Below are 17,879 nucleotides of genomic sequence, written 5' to 3' on the forward strand. Positions count from 1 at the left end.
CGGCGCATGGGACCTGTGGGAGATTCTATGGTTGTCATCAAGCCAAAATCCCCCTTTTGATCGTTCCCACGCTCTGCGTGGTAACGCCGCCCCGGACGCTCTGCATCCCGCAGACGACGCGCATTCAGGCCGGGGAAGGTGACGCGGAGCGTCACGGGATGCATTCCCACGCAGAGCGGGGGAACGATCAAGATCAAAAGCTTCCCGGCTGAAGCCGGTCCCACAGAATACATGCGCTGCTGTTTAGTGGGACCGGCTTTAGCCGGGAAGAGGCCAGCCCAGGCGCTGACAGTATTGCGGACACTTCCTGTGTGAGCTTGCTCACCAAGGCAGTGTTTCAGCCTCCGGAAAGGTGGAGCGTACACGGCCCATTCGCGAGCAAGCTCGCTCCCACACGTTATGCAGTGCAGGTGAAAACTCCGCCAACTCCCCGCTCGTGAGATTGAGCCTTCTGAAGAAGGCTCACCTCTTCAGCCCATGACCTCGCTCAGCGGAATGAAGTTGAGCAGGTCGCCCTCCGCCACCGTCGTGCCTTCCACGATCTCGATCAGCCCGTCGGCCCAGGCCGCGCTGCGCAGCACACCCGAGCTCTGGTTGCGGTAGGCAACCAGGCGGCCCTGTTCAAGGCGTCCGCGCAAGTACTCGCGCCGGCTTCCAGGTTTGGTCCAGACGAACGCAGCAGGCACCTGGAATTGCAGCGGCTTGACGGCCTGCACGCCGAGGCGTCTGAGCAGATAGGGCCGGGCCAGCAGTGCGAAGGTCACCAGCGTGGAGGCCGGATTGCCCGGAAGGCCGATCACCGGCACGCCACGGAAATGGCCGAATGTCAGCGGCTTGCCCGGTTTGATCGCCAGTTTCCAAAGAGCGATCTCGCCCTCTTCACGCAGCGCGTGACCGAGAAAATCCGCTTCGCCGACGGACACGCCGCCCGTGGAGAGGATCAGGTCGACGTCGTTGAGGCTGCCCAGCGCCGCGCGGGTTTTCTCGAGGTTGTCGGGAAGGATGCCCGCATCGACCACTTCGCAGCCCAGTCGCGCCAGCCAACTGCACAGCAACACGCGATTGCTGTTGTAGATCTGCCCCGGGCCCAACGGCTGCCCCGGCTCGATCAACTCATCGCCCGTGGACAGCACGGCCACCCGGGCGCGGCGCACAACCTGCACTTGGCCAAAACCCATGGTCGCAGCGAGGCCCAGTTCGATCGGGTTCAGGACCGTGCCCGCATCCAGCACCTTGTCGCCGACGGTGGTTTCCTGGCCTTTGGGGCGGATGTTCTGACCGGTGCTCAACGGTTCGAGAAAGCGCACGGTCGCGTCGGCTTGAACCTCGGCATTTTCCTGCATCTCGACGCAGTCAGCCCCTTCAGGAACCGGCGCGCCGGTGAAGATTCGCGCGCAAGTGCCCGGCTGCAACGGCTCGGGCGCTTGCCCGGCGAAGATCCGCTGGCTCACTGGCAACGGCTCGCCGGTCCAGTCCGCCACGCGCATCGCGTATCCGTCCATGGCGCTGTTGGGCCACGGCGGCAAATCCAGCGTCGAAATCAGATCCTCAGCCAGCACGCGCCCCTGGGCATCGGCCAGCGCCACGGTTTCACGCTCGCTGATCGGCGCGTTGGCGGCCAGATCCATCAACCGCTGCATGGCCTCTTCGACCGGCATCAGGCGACTCATTTCAGTTGCGCTCATGGAGGCTCACCCGCGGGTCGCGCAGGGTTCGGCCTTCTTCAGGTGCGGCACGAAATTGCACGGGCGGAAGCTGTTGTTCAACTGATCGGCGAGGATGCCGTCCCAGCCGGTGCGCACCGCGTTGGTCGAGCCCGGCAGGCAGCAGACCAGCGTGCCGTTGGCCAGACCGGCAAGGGCGCGGGACTGAATGGTCGAGGTGCCGATGTCGGGCAGGGAAATCTGGCGGAACAGCTCGCCAAAGCCATCCACCTGTTTGTCCAGCAAACAGGCCACGGCTTCCGGGGTGCTGTCGCGACCGGTGAAGCCGGTGCCGCCGGTGATCAGCACGACTTGTACTTCATCGTCGGCGATCCAGGTCGCCACCTGGGCGCGGATCTTGTACAGGTCATCTTTGAGCAACACGCGCTCGATCAGGCCATGACCTGCAGCGGTCAGGCGGTCGACGAACATCTGGCCGGAGGTATCGGTTTCAAAAGTACGGGTGTCACTGACCGTCAGAACAGCGATGTTCAGGGGTACGAAAGGCGAGTCTGCCTTGGCTTTCATGGCGAGGTCCGGTTGTAGAGGAAACAGGGCGGTGTTATATCACAGCACCTGCTTTTTTCCGCGCCAACCGAGCTGATCATGACCCCTTCCGAAGCCCTCCCGCCCTGCTCTATCCTGCTGCTTGCCGGAGGCCAGGGTCGGCGCATGGGCGGGCGTGACAAAGGCCTGATCACCTGGCGCGACAAGCCTTTTATCGAGCATTTATACGGGCTGGTGCGACCGCTCACGGACCATGTGATCGTGTCGTGCAACCGCAACCGCGAGCAGTACGCGCGCTACGCCGACCAACTGGTGGAGGATGAGCAACAGGACTTCCCCGGCCCTTACGCGGGTATTCGCGCCGGTCTTGCCGTGGCCAGACATGACTATCTGCTGGTCATCCCCTGTGACATGCCGCTGCTGGATCGTGAGATTCTCGACGGCCTGCGCCAGAGCGCGGCCACTTCCGGAACGCCAGTCATGGTCCGCCAGGGCGAGCAGTGGGAACCGCTTCTGTGTTGCATTCCCACCTGCCACGCACAGGTGTTCGAACAGCATTGGCGGGAAGGACAGCGCAGCCCGCGCCGGACCCTGGCAGAGTTGCGCGCCGTCGGGTTGCAGTGCGAGGCCGACGACCCGCGCCTCGCCAACCTCAACACGCCGGATCTATTGACCGAGATCAAGGCCTGAGCGCAGCGGGCAGGTTTCATGGAACTTTGCCGTTACACTCTGCGTCAGACACATCACTAAATAAAATTCCCGGAGACACAGCAATGAAACAACGGACTCTTCCTGCCGCCTTTCTGCTCGCGCTGAGCCTTGCCGGTCTTGCCGGTTGCTCGTCGCCCACCGTGATCACGCTGAACGACGGCCGTGAAATCCAGGCAACCGACGAGCCGAAGTTCGATGAAGAGTCGGGCTTCTACGAGTTCAAGCAGCTGGACGGCAAAGAAACCCGCATCAACAAGGATCAGGTTCGCACCGTTAAAGAACTGTGATCCCGGCTTGATCGCGAGGGTTTGAACACACCGTCGCAGAGAGCAAAAGACCCGCCAATCGAGCGGGTCTTTTTTTGCCTTCAATCACCCGCAGCCCCATCTAGCGCGCTACCAATCCAACGTGATCCGGCTTTCGAATACCCGCTCCTGCCCCGTCACCGGATCAACAAAGCGCAATCCCTGGGCAAGGAGTTTCAGCGGGTTGGCGTAGTCGTCCACGGCGTCCTTGAGCACGTCGGGATAGAACGGGTCATTGCAGATGCCAGCGCCCAGGGCGGCCATGTGCACGCGTAGCTGGTGTTTTTTCCCCGTCACCGGATACAGCGCGTACCGCCAGAGCCCGCCCTTTTTTTCGCTGACCACAACCCGGGTTTCCGTGTTGCTCGGGCCCTCGCCCTCTTGCATGCGAAAGAAGGGTTCGCCATCGACCAGGCGGCTTTTGTGAACACGCGGAAACGCCATGTCCGGGAGCGCAGGCGCTATCGCCTCGTAGCGCTTTTCAATCTGCCGGGTCGGAAACAGCGCCTGATAGGCCGACCGCGTCTGCTTGTTGGCCGAGAACAGCACCAGCCCTGCCGTATGCCGGTCGATGCGGTGCAAAGGCACCAGATCGGGATTGTCGAGGGTACGGATCAACCGTCGCAGCAGGGTCTGCTCAACGTACCCGCCCGCCGGTGTGACGGGCAGAAAATGCGGCTTGTCAGCGACCACGAGATGCTCGTCGGCATACAGGATCGACTCCTGCACCGGGATCGGCGTCTCGTTGGGCACTTCGCGAAAGTAATGGATGCGCAGGCCTTCGCGGTACTTAAGGTCCACGGCGATCGGCTGGCCGTCGGCATCAAGCACTTTGCCCCGCGCGATCCGGTCCAGCCACTGCTCGCGGCTGATGGCACTGAAGCGCTCGCACAGGCAATCGAGCACCGTCAGCCACGGTCCGGGCGGCAGATACAACGTGCTGGCTTGACGGTGGGCAGCGGTAAATACAGGTGCGGACATAAACAGCTCAGAATAAAAGTGGTGATAGCAGCAAGGCTGGCATTATCTACGCCGAAGAACCTTTGCGCGACCGCGTAGATAACGGCTTTGCCGGAGGGCTCTAGCCCGGGCGATACAGAAGTGCGCGACGTTATGCCGCACGGAAAACCGGCGCCAGTTGTCTGACAACCACGGTCCGGCGCTGGATGCGCAAAATGATTTGTCCTAAAATGTTTCGAAATCGGCAAGCAGGCGCGAATCCGAGCGGACACGAACTTCTACGTGACTGAAATCGAAAACGCCTGCCAGACCTGAAACCCATAAAAAGAAAGCCCGTCATCGACGGGCTTTTTTCGTTTTCAGCGTTTGTGTCGCGCGTAGAGCGCCAGTGCCCACGACTTTTTTCTTTCGCCACTTTTTGAGGTTACGCCCATGCTGGTTCAATTCTTCCAATGGATCAAACGTCTCTCCACCGGGACTTCTTCGCAGAACGACGAAAACTACTCCCAGTCGTTTTCCAACGAGGACCATGACGTGGGTCGCTGGACGTTCATGTCGGTGTTCATCGTACTCACCCTGAGCCTGTACATCGTCGCCGGCCTTGGCTACTACGCCAAAGTGCACGTCTGGGACGGCATGACCGACGAGCAGAAAGCCGCCGTCGCTCAAGCCATGGTGGTCGACACGCAATACCTCTGAAGCCAGTCAAGACGCGCGCGGTTATGCACTCATCCCACGCGCGTCAGTCGCTCAGAAACAGCACGACCTGATCGGTGTCGAACGGCCAGTCCAGTTCGGCACCGGTGTCTGCCCGCCTCAGCACGGGAATCCTCAGGCTGTAGGTTTCGTAGCACGCCTCGCTCTCGGCGATGTCGACCAGCTCCACCATCAAGCCGTGCTCCACCAGCGGCATCAGTTCGGCTTCGGCCACCTCGCACACATGACACCCCAACGTTCCAAACAGCTGACATTCCGATGGCATGGCCGGGCCCCTCTGTGGCTGTGATTCCAAGGGTTTGATCTGGAAGTCTAGAGCTGGCCGCGAATACCGTCGAGCCTGCGCAGGCTTCCCGCCCCCCTCCCGTCGCCCACCCACACTGGAGCGCGACGTCCGGCGGGCGCACCGGAACAGCGCAAAAACCGCTTCAAGCGAAACGGCAGACCTGTTGACGCGATTGGAATGAACCTTCAGGAATGCGCCATACTCGAAACCCCATATCGTCATCCCCTAAGGAGAAAACCATGGCTCGACCTACAGCAGACAAAGCCCAGGACATATTGATGTCTGACTTCCAGACGCTGGTTGCCGATACGGAAAAATTGCTGGCGCACACGGCCTCTCTGGCCGGTGAACAGGCCGACGAACTGCGCGAGCAGATCCGCGAAAGCCTGGTCCGTGCCCGCGAAACCCTCAAACTGACCGAAGAAACCCTCCGCGCCCGCGGCAAGGAAGCGGTCATCGTCACCGAGGACTATGTGCAGAGCAACCCATGGCAATCGGTAGGCATCGCAGCTGGCGTCGGCTTCCTGCTGGGCCTGTTGGCCACCCGGCGCTAACGGCCATGACGCAGCCGACAGGTCCAACCGGGACCGATCAATCCTCTTCGCCGCGGCGGCTGGGTGCGGCTTTTCTGGGGCTGTTGCACACCCATGTCGAACTGTTCGGCATCGAGCTTCAGGAACAGAAAGCCCGTACGGTCAGGCTGTTGCTGTTCGCCGGCCTGGCGCTGGTTTTCGCGTTGCTGCTGCTCATCGGCCTGTCCGCGTTGCTGCTGATTCTGGTCTGGGACAGCTATCGCCTCTACGGAATCATCGGCCTGTGCGGGTTATACACCCTGGCGGCATTGTTCTGCGCAATGCGGCTCAAGGCAGCTGTTTTCGATGAGTCCTCACCCTTCCATTCGACACTGGAAGAACTGGCAAACGACCGCGAGCGACTGATGCCATGAGCGCACCTCAATTGCCCCAGACCCACAACCGTCGCGAGTTGCGCAAGGCGCTGATCCGGCTGCGCATGGAGATGCACCGGCAAGAAATCCGTCAGGAATCCTCGCGCCTGATGCATCCCCTGCAACGCATGCGCGGCATGGCTTCCGACCTGCCTGGCTCCCTCGGCATCAAGCACGGGCCGCTGTGGGGCGTCGGAGCTGTCACCTTGCTGGGGTTTCTCACTGGCAAGGGCACGCGCAGCAAAAAAACCGGCAGCGTTACCCGCCTGATCAAATTCAGCGCAACTGTTTTGCCGTTAATCAAGATGGCCCTGCAGAACTCGTCCCGCCGTCGCTAAAGCCTTCTGGCTGCATTCTTGCTAACAATCCGCGCCTTGCCCGATATTCGTATCGGGCAAGGCGTCGGTGTTTGTCGAGCGAAAATCCCACAGCCAAGCCTTCGCCAGCACCGCTTCCATCAATCGTCACTAAGGAGGCCCCGTGTTCGATGGGCAACCGCTCGCCTGTTTTCAGCCGTTCATCGACACCGCGACAGGCCGCATTGCCGGCGTTGAAGCACTGGGCCGCCTGCGCCAGGCAGACGGCGGTCTGCAATCGGTCGGTCCGTTGTTTGCGGATCCGCGACGCCCGGCCGTGCAACTGCGTCGGCTGGATCGTCAGATTCGCGACAACGCCCTCAGCCGGTTGCACGAAGCGCCGGGCGACTGGTTTCTGAGCCTGAACATCTCGCCACGATGGATCACCCGCCTGCGCCACGATGAATCGCCGCCCAGCCTCAAACAACTGCAGACCTACGGCATTCCTGCAGAACGTATCGTCTTTGAGATCACCGAATTGAGCGGCGACGGCCAGCGGCTGAAGGACGTCGTGGCTCGCTACCGCGACGCCGGGGCACGCATTGCCATCGATGATTTCGGCGCCGGCTATTCGCAGCTGGACCGGGTGCTTGCGCTGCAACCCGACATCCTCAAACTCGACATGCGTCTGTTTCAAGCCGCGGCGCGGGGCGGCCCCAGCAGCGATGTGGTCAAAGCCCTCGCGCAGATGGCCGAGAAAACCGGCTGCTGGATCATCGCTGAAGGTGTCGAGACCGAGGCCGAACTGGACTTCGCTCTTGAGTGCGGCTCGCGCTACGTTCAGGGCTATCTGTTTGCGCCGGCGCAGTTGGCTTTCTTCGAGGCCGATGCGTTCGTCGAGCGCTTCGCTGCCCTGCGCGATCGTTACGTGATGAAAAAAGTGGCCGAGCGTGAACGGCTGATGACGCTGCGCAAGCAGGTCACGCAACTGATGTCCCGGCTGCAGAGCTGGGCCGAGAACGATGCCCCGCTGAGCGACTTGCCCCAGGTCACGGAATTCCCCTGGTTGCTGCGCTTTTATCAATGCGACCGCCACGGCACGCAGCTGACGCCCAATCTGGAATGGCGCAACGGCGCGTGGAGCCCGGATGCTCGGTATCTGGGCCATAACTGGTCCTGGCGGCCCTATTTCTATCACTTGCTGGCCGAAGGCTGGCACGAGCGGCGCCTGACGCTGTCGAGCACCTACCGCGACGCCACCAGCAATCAGTACTGCCTGACGGCCGGGCAGTTCTTCGACAACGGCGAGCGACTGTTGCTGATCGATGTCGACGCGGCCGGGTTTTGAGGCTGTCTGTGGATACCCTTTCGGCGATCTTGTGCTTGCAGCGTACGGGGTGAACCGGGAAGCTAGCGTGGTAATCATTCTACGGAGTACCGGCCTTGGATTGGCAAACCCTGCTTACCCGCGAGCGCCTTGGCAAGACCCTCCACAGCCCTGAGGAACTGGGGCGCAGTCCTTTCCACAAGGACCACGACCGGATCATCTTCTCCGGTGCATTTCGCCGGCTCGGCCGCAAGACTCAAGTTCACCCGGTCACCAGCAATGACCATATTCACACGCGCCTGACCCACTCGCTGGAGGTCAGCTGCGTCGGCCGCTCGCTGGGCATGCGCGTCGGCGAGACCCTGCGCAGTGCCCTGCCCGACTGGTGTGACCCCAGCGATCTGGGCATGGTCGTGCAATCGGCCTGCCTGGCCCACGACATCGGCAACCCACCGTTCGGACACTCTGGGGAAGACGCCATTCGCAACTGGTTCAAACAGGCGGCAGGCCGTGGCTGGCTGGACGCGATGAGCGAGGTCGAGCGCAATGACTTCCTCAATTTCGAAGGCAATGCCCAGGGTTTTCGCGTCCTCACCCAACTGGAATACCACCAGTTCGAGGGTGGCACGCGGCTGACCTACGCCACCCTCGGCACTTACCTGAAATACCCGTGGACGGCCCGTCACGCCGACTCGCTGGGCTACAAGAAGCACAAGTTCGGCTGCTACCAGAGCGAGCTGCCGATCCTGGAGCAGATCGCCGGCAAACTCGGCCTGCCGCAGATCGAGGATCAACGCTGGGCACGTCATCCGCTGGTTTACCTGATGGAGGCTGCGGACGACATCTGCTACGCGCTGATCGATCTCGAAGACGGCCTGGAAATGGAGTTGCTCACCTACGACGAAGTGGAGTCGCTGCTGCTGGGTCTGGTGGGCGATGACCTGCCGGAGACCTACCGCCAGCTGGGCCCCAATGACTCGCGCCGTCGCAAGCTGGCGATTCTGCGGGGCAAGGCCATCGAACACCTGACCAACGCCGCCGCGCGCGCTTTTGTTGAACAGCAGGACGCGTTGCTGGCGGGCACGCTGCAGGGCGATCTGGTCGAACACATGCACGGGCCGGCCAAGCGCTGTGTGCTCAATGCCAAGGACATGGCGCGCAAGAAGATCTTTCAGGACAAGCGCAAGACGCTGCATGAAATCGGTGCCTACACCACGCTGGAGATTTTGCTCAACGCCTTCTGCGGCGCGGCGCTGGAACAGTTCGGCGGGCATGAGCCGTCGTTCAAGAGCCGACGGATTCTCGATCTGCTGGGCAATAACGCACCCGACCCGAGCTGGCCGCTGCACACGTCCTTTCTCAGGGTCATCGATTTTATTGCCGGCATGACCGACAGCTACGCCAGCGAAATGGCCCGTGAAATGACCGGCCATTCCAACCCTGTCTAGCGGCGCCTTTTAGCTCTCGCGCCTTTTCGAAGGCCTTGGCAAAAGCCCGAACCCGGCCCTGAATCAGGGCCCGGATTCGGGTTTTTCACATTGGGGCTTCAGGCAATCCAACAGCAAGTTCGGATATTTCCTACACAACCGTCGGAATGCCCTTATCGCTGGTCGTACATCCCTGCCGAATAATCCGCGCCTTCCGAGCCTTGGGACAACCCGACCCATTACCTCCCGAAGACACCGCCCGCCCTGCGAGCGCGCCGCCGGCCCGCCTTCAAACAGCGGCGCTCACTTCCCCTACGTCTGGAACCGCCGATGTTCACTAAAGATTTCCGAATCCTGCTGGTAGAGGATCATCCGTTTCAGCTGATCGCCTTGCAGATCCTGCTGAACAATCATGGGCTGTACCGCGTCACGCCGGCGCTCAATGCCAGCGAAGCACTCGGCGCCATGGAGCGCAGCGCCGAGCCTTATGACCTGCTGCTCTGCGACCAGCGTTTGCCAGGCATGTGCGGCCTGGAGCTGATACAGACGGCGAACCGGCGCGGATTGATCCAGCGCGCCGTGTTGCTCAGCGGCCTCGATGCAGATCCGCTGGCCAACCTTGAGTCCGAAGCCAGAGCGATGGGTCTGCCGCTGCTGGGATGCCTGAGCAAACCGCTCAACACTCTGGAGCTGATCAGCCTGCTCTCTGCGCCCGCCTGACATCACCCGCGTGCGTCCTTTCCGGGCATAACCCTTAATAAGCCAGGGCGCTGCCGAGTATGCTTTTCATGAGGCCTGTTGTTATCGGCGCAACCGTTGACATTAAACAGGTAGGCCATGATTCAAAAATGCGTAGGGTTATTCCGATTCGAAATAAACACGCGTTTCTACATAGCATTAAATCAGCGGTAAACGCTGTTACGTATTAAACATTCATGACCGCCGTGTGCATCCATGTACGCACATACGCTTATTTCTGTAGGAACATTCCTATATAGCCCTTCGGGCATGATCTCTTTATGTGCGCCTTTGAACATCTGGGATAAGGTGCGCGCTTTCTTGCCACCCGTTATGGACTGATCATGAACTCTATTTTTATTATCGACGACCACCCGGTCATACGCATGGCCATACGTATGCTCCTGGAGAACGAAAATTACGAGGTGGTCGGAGAGACCGACAACGGCGTCGACGCCATGCAGATGGTCCGCGAATGCATGCCCGACCTGATCATCCTCGACATCAGTATCCCCAAGCTGGACGGGCTCGAAGTACTCGCCCGCTTCAACGCCATGAACCTGCCCTCCAAGATTCTCGTACTGACCGCCCAGGCGCCGAGCCTGTTTGCCATCCGTTGCATGCAGTCGGGCGCCTCGGGTTATGTGTGCAAGCAGGAAGACCTCAGCGAACTTGTCAGCTCGGTGAAGGCCGTATTATCCGGCTACAATTACTTTCCCAGCCAGGCCCTTGCCGCGACGATCAAAAAAGAAGGTGACCCAAACGAGCTTGAGCGCTTCAAACTCGTCAATGACCGCGAACTGATGGTGTTGCAACTGTTTGCCCAAGGGCGGACAAACAAGGAAATAGCCAAGGGCATGTTTCTCAGCAACAAAACGGTCAGCACTTACAAAACCCGTTTAATGCAAAAACTCAAGGCCAAGACTCTGGTAGAACTTATCGAGATGGCAAAACGCAATTCGCTAGTGTGAGAGACAGGATGCCAAAGGCGTTAAAGGACTATTGCATAGCAGCCGTCATTGTCTGCCTTGGCTTCGATACCCAGGCAGGCCCGCTGACGCCCGAACGCTACACGCTGCTGAGCCGCTCCAACCCTGCGCACATGGACGTGACGCTGGACCGCGCCCAGTGGCAATGGGTGCGCAACAAACGCGAGCTGGTGGTCGGCACCTCCGCGCCGGACTATCCGCCGTTCGACATGACCCTGACCGGGCGTGACTACGAAGGCTTTACCGCCGATTACGTCGGCATCCTCGGACGCGTGCTTGACCTGCCGGTGAAGGTGCTGCGTTTCGCCAGCCGCGACGAAGCGATTCAAGCGCTGAGCAGGGGCGAAATCGACCTGCTGGGCAGCGCCAATGGCTACGAGGCGGCGTCGCGCGGGATCATGCTGTCCACGCCTTACGCCGTTGACCAGCCTGTCCTGGTGACCCGCACCGGAGAGGCGCGGCCGCTGAACGGCGACCTCAACGGCTTGCGCCTGAGCATGGTTTATCACTACCTGCCCCCCGACGAAATTGCCGCGCTTTATCCCAAGGCGCGCCTGCAAACCTTTCCCTCGTTTCAAAGCGCGATCAACGCCGTGGCGTTCAACCAGGCTGACGTGTTTCTGGGCGACACGATCTCCACCCATTACGTGATCAACAAGGGCTATCTGAACAACGTGCAGATGGCCAATTTCGGCAAGCATGAGGCGAACGGTTTCAGCTTCGCCGTAGAGGCTACCAACCCCGTGCTGCTGGACATCGTCAACCAGGTGCTCAAAGGCATTCCGGTTGAAGAGCGCATCGCCATTTCCAAACGCTGGGGCGCTGGCAGTGACCTCATGCTCACCGACCAGAAGCTGCAGCTCAATCAGCGGGAAGAACGCTGGATCGCTCAGCATCCGACCGTTCGCGTGGTGTTCAACGAGGCCTATGCACCGCTGACTTTTTTTGACGGGGCCGGCAATTTCAGCGGCGTCACCGCCGATTTGCTCGAACTCATCCGTCTGCGCACCGGGCTTACCTTTAAGGTCAGCCACGCCGCCAGCATGAACGACATGACCAACCAGCTGAGCCAGGGCCAGGCCGACCTGATCGGCGCGTTGATCCCCAGCGAGGAGCGGCAGAATCGCTTCAATTTCAGCCGGCCCTACATGGACAACGTGTTCGTACTGGTCACGCGCAAGGAAACCTCGGCGCCCTCCAATCTCGATCAACTGGACGGCAAGCGGGTGGCGCTCACTCTCAGCAGCCCGATCCTGCCCTTCCTGCGCGAACGGCACCCGGGCATTTATCCGGTGGAGGTCGACAACCCCGCCCAAGCCCTGGACCTGCTCGCCCACGGCCGGACAGAGGGCGCCATCACCTCATTGTTCAGCGCCAGTTATTTCCTTTCCTCCCGGGCGCTGAACGACACGCTGCAGATGCGCGTCACCGTCGGGCAGGAACCGGCGCGCATCGCCATGGCCACGTCACGCAACGCGACCGAGCTGACCTCGATCCTCGACAAGGCGCTGTCGAGCATTGCCCCGGAGGACCTGGCAGCCATCAACAACCGCTGGCGCACCTACACGCCGCCGAGCAGCGGCGCCTGGCACGACTATCAATTGCTGATCTACCAGATCATCGGCGGCGCCAGCCTGTTGCTGCTGGGCTCGCTGGCCTGGAATGCCTGGATGCGTCGGCAGATCAAACAGCGCGAGCGCGCCGAGCGGGCGCTCAACGATCAGTTCGAATTCATGAGCGCGCTGGTAAATGGCACGCCGCATCCCATCTATGTCCGCGACCGCGACGGCCTGCTGAAAATGTGCAACGAGAGCTACCTCGCCGCGTTTGCCGCTCGCCGCGAGGACGTGATCGGACAAAGCATTCTGGACGGTGTACTGAGCGACACCGAAGAGGCCCTGGGCTACGTCGAGGATTACAAACGTGTCATGGCCGAAAACGAGCCGCTGATTCTCGACCGCTCGCTGCACATCGGCGGTCGCGAGTTGACGATCTACCATTGGATTCTGCCGTTCCGCGACTCCCTCGGCAAAGTGCAAGGCATCATCGGCGGCTGGATCGACATCAGCGAACGGCGGCAATTGATCGAGCAACTGCAGACGGCCAAGGACCTCGCCGATGATGCCAACCGCGCGAAAAGCACCTTCCTGGCAACCATGAGCCACGAGATCCGCACGCCGATGAACGCGGTCATCGGCATGCTCGAACTGGCCCTGAAGCGCGCCGACCACGGCCACCTGGACCGCCCGGCCATCGAAGTGGCCTACAGCTCGGCGAAGGATCTGCTGGAGCTGATCGGTGACATTCTCGACATCGCCCGCATTGAGTCAGGCCGTTTGAGCCTGAGTCCCGAGCGCGCCAACCTGCGCCAGCTGGTCGAATCCGTGGTGCGGGTGTTCGACGGCCTGGCCCGACAGAAGAGCCTCACGCTGGCGCTGGATCTGGACGCGCGGACCAACACGGATGTGCTGATCGACCCGCTGCGTTTCAAGCAGATTCTCTCCAATCTCATCAGCAATGCCATCAAGTTCACCGAACGGGGTCAGGTCAAGATCACGCTTCAGACTGAAGCCGGGCGCAACCCGCAGCAAATGCGCGTGCAGGTGGTGATTCACGACAGCGGCATCGGGATCACCGAGCAGGACCAGCAGCGGCTGTTTGCGCCCTTTGCTCAGGTGGACCAGTCCGGGCAACTGGCGCGAACCGGCGCCGGCCTTGGCCTGGTGATCTGTCGCAGCCTGTGCGAAATGATGGGCGGACACCTGACGTTGAGCAGCCGTCCCGGGGATGGCACGCGGATCGAGATGACCTTCGAGTTCACCACCCTCGAGCCGCTGGATGCAAAAAGCGTCGCCCGTGAAGCCGCGCCGCACGCGTCAGCCCAATTGCACATCCTGATCGTCGACGATCACCCGGCAAACCGTTTGTTGCTATTCGAGCAACTGTGCTTTCTCGGGCATCGCTGCGACATGGCGGTACAGGGCGCCGAAGCCCTGGAGCGCTGGCAGGCTGAGCGGTTCGATCTGGTCATCGCCGACTGCAACATGCCGGTCATGAACGGTTACGACCTGACCCGAGCCCTCCGCCAGCTGGAGCAAAGTGAGGCACGTCCGCGCTGCACCGTGCTGGGCTACACCGCCAATGCCCAGCCGGAGGAAAAGCAACGCTGCCAGGATGCAGGCATGGATGACTGCCTGTTCAAACCCATCAGCCTGACGGCACTGAACGACCGCCTCAGCAAAGTCATGCCGCTGCGGGTTGCGTCGGCGCAAGGCGCGGTGGTTGCGGTGGCGACTGGGACCGCTAAACCGCCGCAGGAAGTGTTCGACCCGCTTACCATCGAAGCGCTGACCGGTGGCAGGGCCGACATGAATGCGCGGCTGCTCGATCAACTTATCGACAGCATTCGCCAGGATCGCGTCGAGCTGAATGCCTGCACGCTCCCGGAGCAGTTGAAAGACATCGGCCACAAGGTCCGCGGCGCGGCGAATATTATTTCCGCGACGGCTGTCATCGAAGCGTGCGAAGCGCTGGAAGCTGCCTGTGAAGCCGCCGCACCGGACGCCACTGTCGGCGAACGGCAGTCAGCGCTTGATGCAGCGATGGAAGTCCTGGAGCAGGCACTGGTGGCTTATCGTGGGAAGACGCCAGCGCCAAAGGCGAGGCCGCTGGCATGAGGCTGATTCCAATGAGCGCTGCCGATTTTCAGGCTTTTGCTGCCCGGTCGGTCGCCGGGTACGCCAGGGACATCGTTCGCACCTACGGGCTGCCTGAAGTGCTGGCCTTCAAAAGCGCCAGCGCTGACTTCAATGATCTGGTTCCGCAGGGCCTGGAGACAGAGGGGCATGACTTCTACTGCTTATGCACCGATGAAGGCGTTGAGGTGGGCAGCCTCTGGCTAGGCGTTGTGGAAGATCAGCCGTTGCCGGCCAAACTGTTCATCTATGACCTGGAGATTCATCAAGCCTTCAGGCGTCAGGGCCTGGGCCGGCAAGCACTGCGCGCCGTCGAATCATGGGGCATCGAGCGCGGCATACGGCGCTTGGAGTTGAATGTCTTCGCTGACAACCATGGGGCGCGCAAGCTGTACGAAACGTCGGGGCTGGCTGTCAGTGAAGTGACCATGGGCAAGGATTTCTAGTCTGCCGGAATGCGTCGGCGGTCATGCCGGCGCGGTAGCAGAATCAACGCTGCCGTACGGCGCCAGGTGTTCGCTCAGGTATTTCAGTAAAATGCTCACCTTCGGCAGCGCCTCCCTGGTCTTCAGCCAGACCAGGTTCATCGGCAGTCCGTCGGTGGCGAGTTCCGGCAGCACTTCCACCAGCCGGCCTTCGTTGAGATGGGTCTGCACCAGCCAGGTTGGCAACTGTGCGATGCCATGCCCGGCCAGCGTGGCCGACACTTCACCCTCGCCGTCCCCCACCGCAATGCGCGGATGAATGACCCGCCGCTCCTGATCCCCCGGCACGCGCCCGCGAAAGTACCAGGGTTGGACCTGCCCGTCGGACTGGCCGTAGGCGATGCAATGATGATCCTCCAGATCAGCGTCATTTTCAGGCCGACCGTGTTCGGCGATGTAACTCGGTGCGGCACAGAACACCAGTCGCTGGGCGCCAATGAACCGATGCCCCAGCCCCGCCGCCCAGGCGTCGCGGCCGCCGATCCTCACTACGATATCAATGCCTTCATGCACCGGATCGATGAACCGGTCGGAGAAGGAAATGTGCGGTTGCAGCAGCGGGTACTCCCTGACGAAATTGAGAATCAGCGGCAACACATGGAGGCGCCCGTAGGAGGCGGGCAAATCAATTCGCACCCGGCCATGGGGCTCATGCCGCTCCGACGCGAGCGCCAATTCAGCTTCTTCGAGGTCAGCCAGCACGCCGCTGCAGGTGGCGTAGAACTTCACACCGGCTTCGGTGAGGGCCAAGCGGCGTGTGGTGCGATTGAACAGGCGCTGGCCCAATCGCTGCTCCAGCCGGGCGATGCTTTTGCTGACCGCCGACGGCGTCAGGTTCAACTTCAGTGCGGCGCTGGCGAAGCTGCCGAAATCGGCCACGGCCACAAACACGTCAATGCCCTTGAGCCGTTCGGATGAAAACATCGCGATCACCACTAATGAACTGAATTCGCGATAGTAAGTCATTTATGTCGCGGATGAGAACGCAAATCTCCAATAGGCTATGGCTACGTCTTTTGGAGCTTCTTCTATGCAACCTACACACTCGGCAACGGCGTCCGCGCCAGATGCCACCTCTCGATCAGGTGTTCAGATCCTGATCATGGCGGTCGCTGCTTTTATCATCGTCACTACCGAATTCCTGATCGTCGGACTGCTTCCGGCCATGGCCAAGGACCTCGGTGTATCGATCGCCGTGGCTGGCCAGGTGGTGACACTGTTCGCCTTTACCGTGATGTTATTCGGGCCGTTCCTCACCGCAAAGCTCGCCGGTGTGGAACGCAAAAAGCTGTTCACCATCATCCTGCTGGTGTTCGCGGCCTCCAACGTGCTGGCAGCGCTTTCCACCAACATCTGGGTCATGGCCCTCGCCCGTTTCATCCCGGCGCTCGGTTTGCCCGTATTCTGGGGCACCGCCAGCGAAACCGCCGGGCAGCTGGCAGCGCCCGGCAAATCGGGTCAGGCCGTGTCGCGGGTGTACCTGGGCATCTCCGCCGCCCTCGTATTCGGCGTGCCGCTGGGCACCGTCGCCGCCGACACCCTCGGCTGGCGCGGCAGCTTCTGGGTGTTGGCCGTCATCTCGCTGGTGATCGCCATCCTGATGCAACTGTGCATGCGCACCTTGCCTTCCTCGCCTGCCAAGCACGGCGCAAAGCAGACCGACATCCTGAAGCAGCCGCGCTTTCTCGCCCACGTGTTGCTGTCAGTGCTGGCGTTCACCGCCATGTTCACGGCCTACACCTACCTGGCTGATATCCTCCAGACCCTGGCTGACGTTCCGACCAATCAAGTGGGCTGGTGGCTGATGGGCTTCGGTGCCGTGGGCATGATCGGCAACCAATGGGGCGGCGCGTTGGTTGATCGCAGCCCGCTGGGGGCTATGGTCCTGTTTTTGGTGATTCTGAGTGTCGGCATGGCCGCTGCGATTCCGCTTGCCACCAACCACGTCTGGCTGATTGCCGCGCTGGTGCTGTGGGGCGTCGCGTACACCGCGCTGTTCCCGGTGTGCCAAGTGCGGGTCATGCAAGCCGGCGCCAAGGCACAGGCATTGGCCGCGACCATGAACATCTCGGCGGCTAACGCCGGGATTGGTCTGGGTGCGATTTTTGGCGGCCTGGGGATTGGACACCTCGGACTCGGGTCGTTGGGATGGATTGCGACCGGGATTGCGGCCTTGGCGATTGTGGTTGCGCTGCTGATGATGCGTAAACGCTGAGGGCTGATGGGGGACTGATTTATTGACACGCTTCATCGCAAATTAATCTGTCCCCTTTCTCGCTTTATCGTCGCTCACCCCAGGCAGCGACGAAGCAGGCACCGCCGGGACGAAGCTGGTAGACTGCGCCCCGAAATTACTTAAGAGGAACGCTTCATGGCCACTAACCGCTCCCGACGTCTGCGCAAAAAACTCTGTGTCGACGAGTTCCAGGAATTGGGCTTCGAGCTGAAGCTTGGCTTCAAAGAAGACCTGGATGACGAGGCCATCGACGCCTTCCTCGACGCTTTCCTGACCGAGGCCATGGACGCTAACGGTCTGGACTACGTCGGCGGCGACGATTTCGGCCTGGTTTGCCTGGCGAACCGTGGTTCGGTCAGCGAAGAGCAACGTGCTGCTGTCGAAGCATGGCTCAAAGGCCGTAGCGAGCTGACTGAAGTTGAAGTCAGCCCTCTGCAGGACGCCTGGTACCCGGAAAAGCCGATCAACGCGGCTGTCTGATCAGCGGGCGGGCCTTCCCGCCAAGCTGATACCCTCAAAAAAGCCATCCTCAGGGATGGTTTTTTTGTGCC

Annotated in this window: 19 protein-coding genes; 14 read left to right on the top strand and 5 right to left on the bottom strand. The window is 61.2% G+C overall.

Annotated features, from left to right (window positions below; all coding sequences use genetic code 11):
• Positions 1-470: 470 nt before the first annotated feature.
• Both AC3ISG_RS15135 and moaB read right to left on the bottom strand, forming a co-directional pair.
• Complete coding sequence (locus AC3ISG_RS15135) at positions 471-1,685, bottom strand: molybdopterin molybdotransferase MoeA (protein WP_489297338.1); 1,215 nt, start codon at positions 1,683-1,685, stop codon at positions 471-473.
• 6 nt (positions 1,686-1,691) lie between these two features.
• Positions 1,692-2,231: a molybdenum cofactor biosynthesis protein B gene (moaB, locus tag AC3ISG_RS15140; protein WP_122538205.1), complete on the bottom strand. Its 540-nt coding sequence runs from the start codon at positions 2,229-2,231 to the stop codon at positions 1,692-1,694.
• 78 nt (positions 2,232-2,309) lie between these two features.
• Here moaB and mobA point away from each other — a divergent pair, with 78 nt between their 5' ends.
• Together mobA and AC3ISG_RS15150 are read left to right on the top strand one after the other, a co-directional pair.
• The gene (mobA, locus tag AC3ISG_RS15145) at positions 2,310-2,900 is read left to right on the top strand and encodes a molybdenum cofactor guanylyltransferase MobA (RefSeq protein WP_122538203.1); all 591 of its coding nucleotides are present in this window, start codon (positions 2,310-2,312) and stop codon (positions 2,898-2,900) included.
• A gap of 83 nt (positions 2,901-2,983) precedes the next feature.
• Positions 2,984-3,208, top strand: coding sequence for a YgdI/YgdR family lipoprotein (locus AC3ISG_RS15150; RefSeq protein WP_122538201.1), 225 nt, complete (start codon positions 2,984-2,986; stop codon positions 3,206-3,208).
• 108 nt (positions 3,209-3,316) lie between these two features.
• Here the strand turns inward: AC3ISG_RS15150 and AC3ISG_RS15155 are convergent, their stop codons facing one another.
• A complete protein-coding gene (locus AC3ISG_RS15155) occupies positions 3,317-4,207 on the bottom strand; it encodes an RluA family pseudouridine synthase (protein ID WP_489297339.1) in 891 nt (296 codons plus the stop codon).
• Positions 4,208-4,618: 411 nt separating this feature from the next.
• On the opposite strand from AC3ISG_RS15155, the gene AC3ISG_RS15160 reads away from it, so the two are divergent.
• Entirely contained in the window at positions 4,619-4,885 is a 267-nt protein-coding gene (locus tag AC3ISG_RS15160) for a hypothetical protein (RefSeq protein ID WP_133771176.1), read from the top strand.
• A gap of 43 nt (positions 4,886-4,928) precedes the next feature.
• Here the strand turns inward: AC3ISG_RS15160 and AC3ISG_RS15165 are convergent, their stop codons facing one another.
• Positions 4,929-5,168 (bottom strand): glutaredoxin family protein, encoded by a 240-nt coding sequence (locus tag AC3ISG_RS15165; RefSeq protein ID WP_122624203.1) that lies wholly within the window; start codon positions 5,166-5,168, stop codon positions 4,929-4,931.
• Between the two features lie 260 nt (positions 5,169-5,428).
• On the opposite strand from AC3ISG_RS15165, the gene AC3ISG_RS15170 reads away from it, so the two are divergent.
• The 9 genes from AC3ISG_RS15170 (at position 5,429) to AC3ISG_RS15210 (ending at position 15,053) form a co-directional block, all read left to right on the top strand.
• Complete coding sequence (locus tag AC3ISG_RS15170; protein WP_489297340.1) at positions 5,429-5,743, top strand: ElaB/YgaM/YqjD family protein; 315 nt, start codon at positions 5,429-5,431, stop codon at positions 5,741-5,743.
• A gap of 5 nt (positions 5,744-5,748) precedes the next feature.
• Positions 5,749-6,135 (top strand): phage holin family protein, encoded by a 387-nt coding sequence (locus tag AC3ISG_RS15175; protein ID WP_122624202.1) that lies wholly within the window; start codon positions 5,749-5,751, stop codon positions 6,133-6,135.
• Complete coding sequence (locus AC3ISG_RS15180) at positions 6,132-6,473, top strand: hypothetical protein (protein ID WP_065991490.1); 342 nt, start codon at positions 6,132-6,134, stop codon at positions 6,471-6,473. Before AC3ISG_RS15175 ends, AC3ISG_RS15180 begins: the two co-directional genes overlap by 4 nt.
• Positions 6,474-6,615: 142 nt before the next feature.
• Positions 6,616-7,779 (top strand): EAL domain-containing protein, encoded by a 1,164-nt coding sequence (locus tag AC3ISG_RS15185; RefSeq protein ID WP_489297341.1) that lies wholly within the window; start codon positions 6,616-6,618, stop codon positions 7,777-7,779.
• Between the two features lie 95 nt (positions 7,780-7,874).
• Positions 7,875-9,206 carry a deoxyguanosinetriphosphate triphosphohydrolase gene (locus tag AC3ISG_RS15190; RefSeq protein WP_122538188.1) on the top strand — a complete coding sequence of 444 codons (1,332 nt, stop codon included), beginning with the start codon at positions 7,875-7,877 and terminating at the stop codon, positions 9,204-9,206.
• A gap of 309 nt (positions 9,207-9,515) precedes the next feature.
• Positions 9,516-9,905: a response regulator gene (locus AC3ISG_RS15195; protein WP_122538186.1), complete on the top strand. Its 390-nt coding sequence runs from the start codon at positions 9,516-9,518 to the stop codon at positions 9,903-9,905.
• A 362-nt stretch (positions 9,906-10,267) separates the two neighbouring features.
• Positions 10,268-10,894, top strand: coding sequence for a response regulator transcription factor (locus AC3ISG_RS15200; protein WP_122624200.1), 627 nt, complete (start codon positions 10,268-10,270; stop codon positions 10,892-10,894).
• An 8-nt stretch (positions 10,895-10,902) separates the two neighbouring features.
• A complete protein-coding gene (locus tag AC3ISG_RS15205; RefSeq protein ID WP_489297342.1) occupies positions 10,903-14,589 on the top strand; it encodes a transporter substrate-binding domain-containing protein in 3,687 nt (1,228 codons plus the stop codon).
• 11 nt (positions 14,590-14,600) lie between these two features.
• Positions 14,601-15,053, top strand: a complete 453-nt coding sequence (locus AC3ISG_RS15210) for a GNAT family N-acetyltransferase (protein ID WP_489297343.1) — start codon at positions 14,601-14,603, stop codon at positions 15,051-15,053.
• A gap of 21 nt (positions 15,054-15,074) precedes the next feature.
• On the opposite strand, the gene AC3ISG_RS15215 is transcribed toward AC3ISG_RS15210, so the two are convergent.
• A complete protein-coding gene (locus AC3ISG_RS15215) occupies positions 15,075-16,016 on the bottom strand; it encodes a LysR family transcriptional regulator (protein ID WP_489299546.1) in 942 nt (313 codons plus the stop codon).
• 106 nt (positions 16,017-16,122) lie between these two features.
• On the opposite strand from AC3ISG_RS15215, the gene AC3ISG_RS15220 reads away from it, so the two are divergent.
• Positions 16,123-17,307: an MFS transporter gene (locus tag AC3ISG_RS15220; RefSeq protein ID WP_489297344.1), complete on the top strand. Its 1,185-nt coding sequence runs from the start codon at positions 16,123-16,125 to the stop codon at positions 17,305-17,307.
• Positions 17,308-17,463: 156 nt separating this feature from the next.
• A complete protein-coding gene (locus tag AC3ISG_RS15225) occupies positions 17,464-17,808 on the top strand; it encodes a YggL family protein (RefSeq protein WP_065988787.1) in 345 nt (114 codons plus the stop codon).
• The last annotated feature ends 71 nt before the right edge of the window (positions 17,809-17,879 follow it).

The sequence above is a fragment of the Pseudomonas sp. GL_135 genome (genome assembly GCF_057834665.1).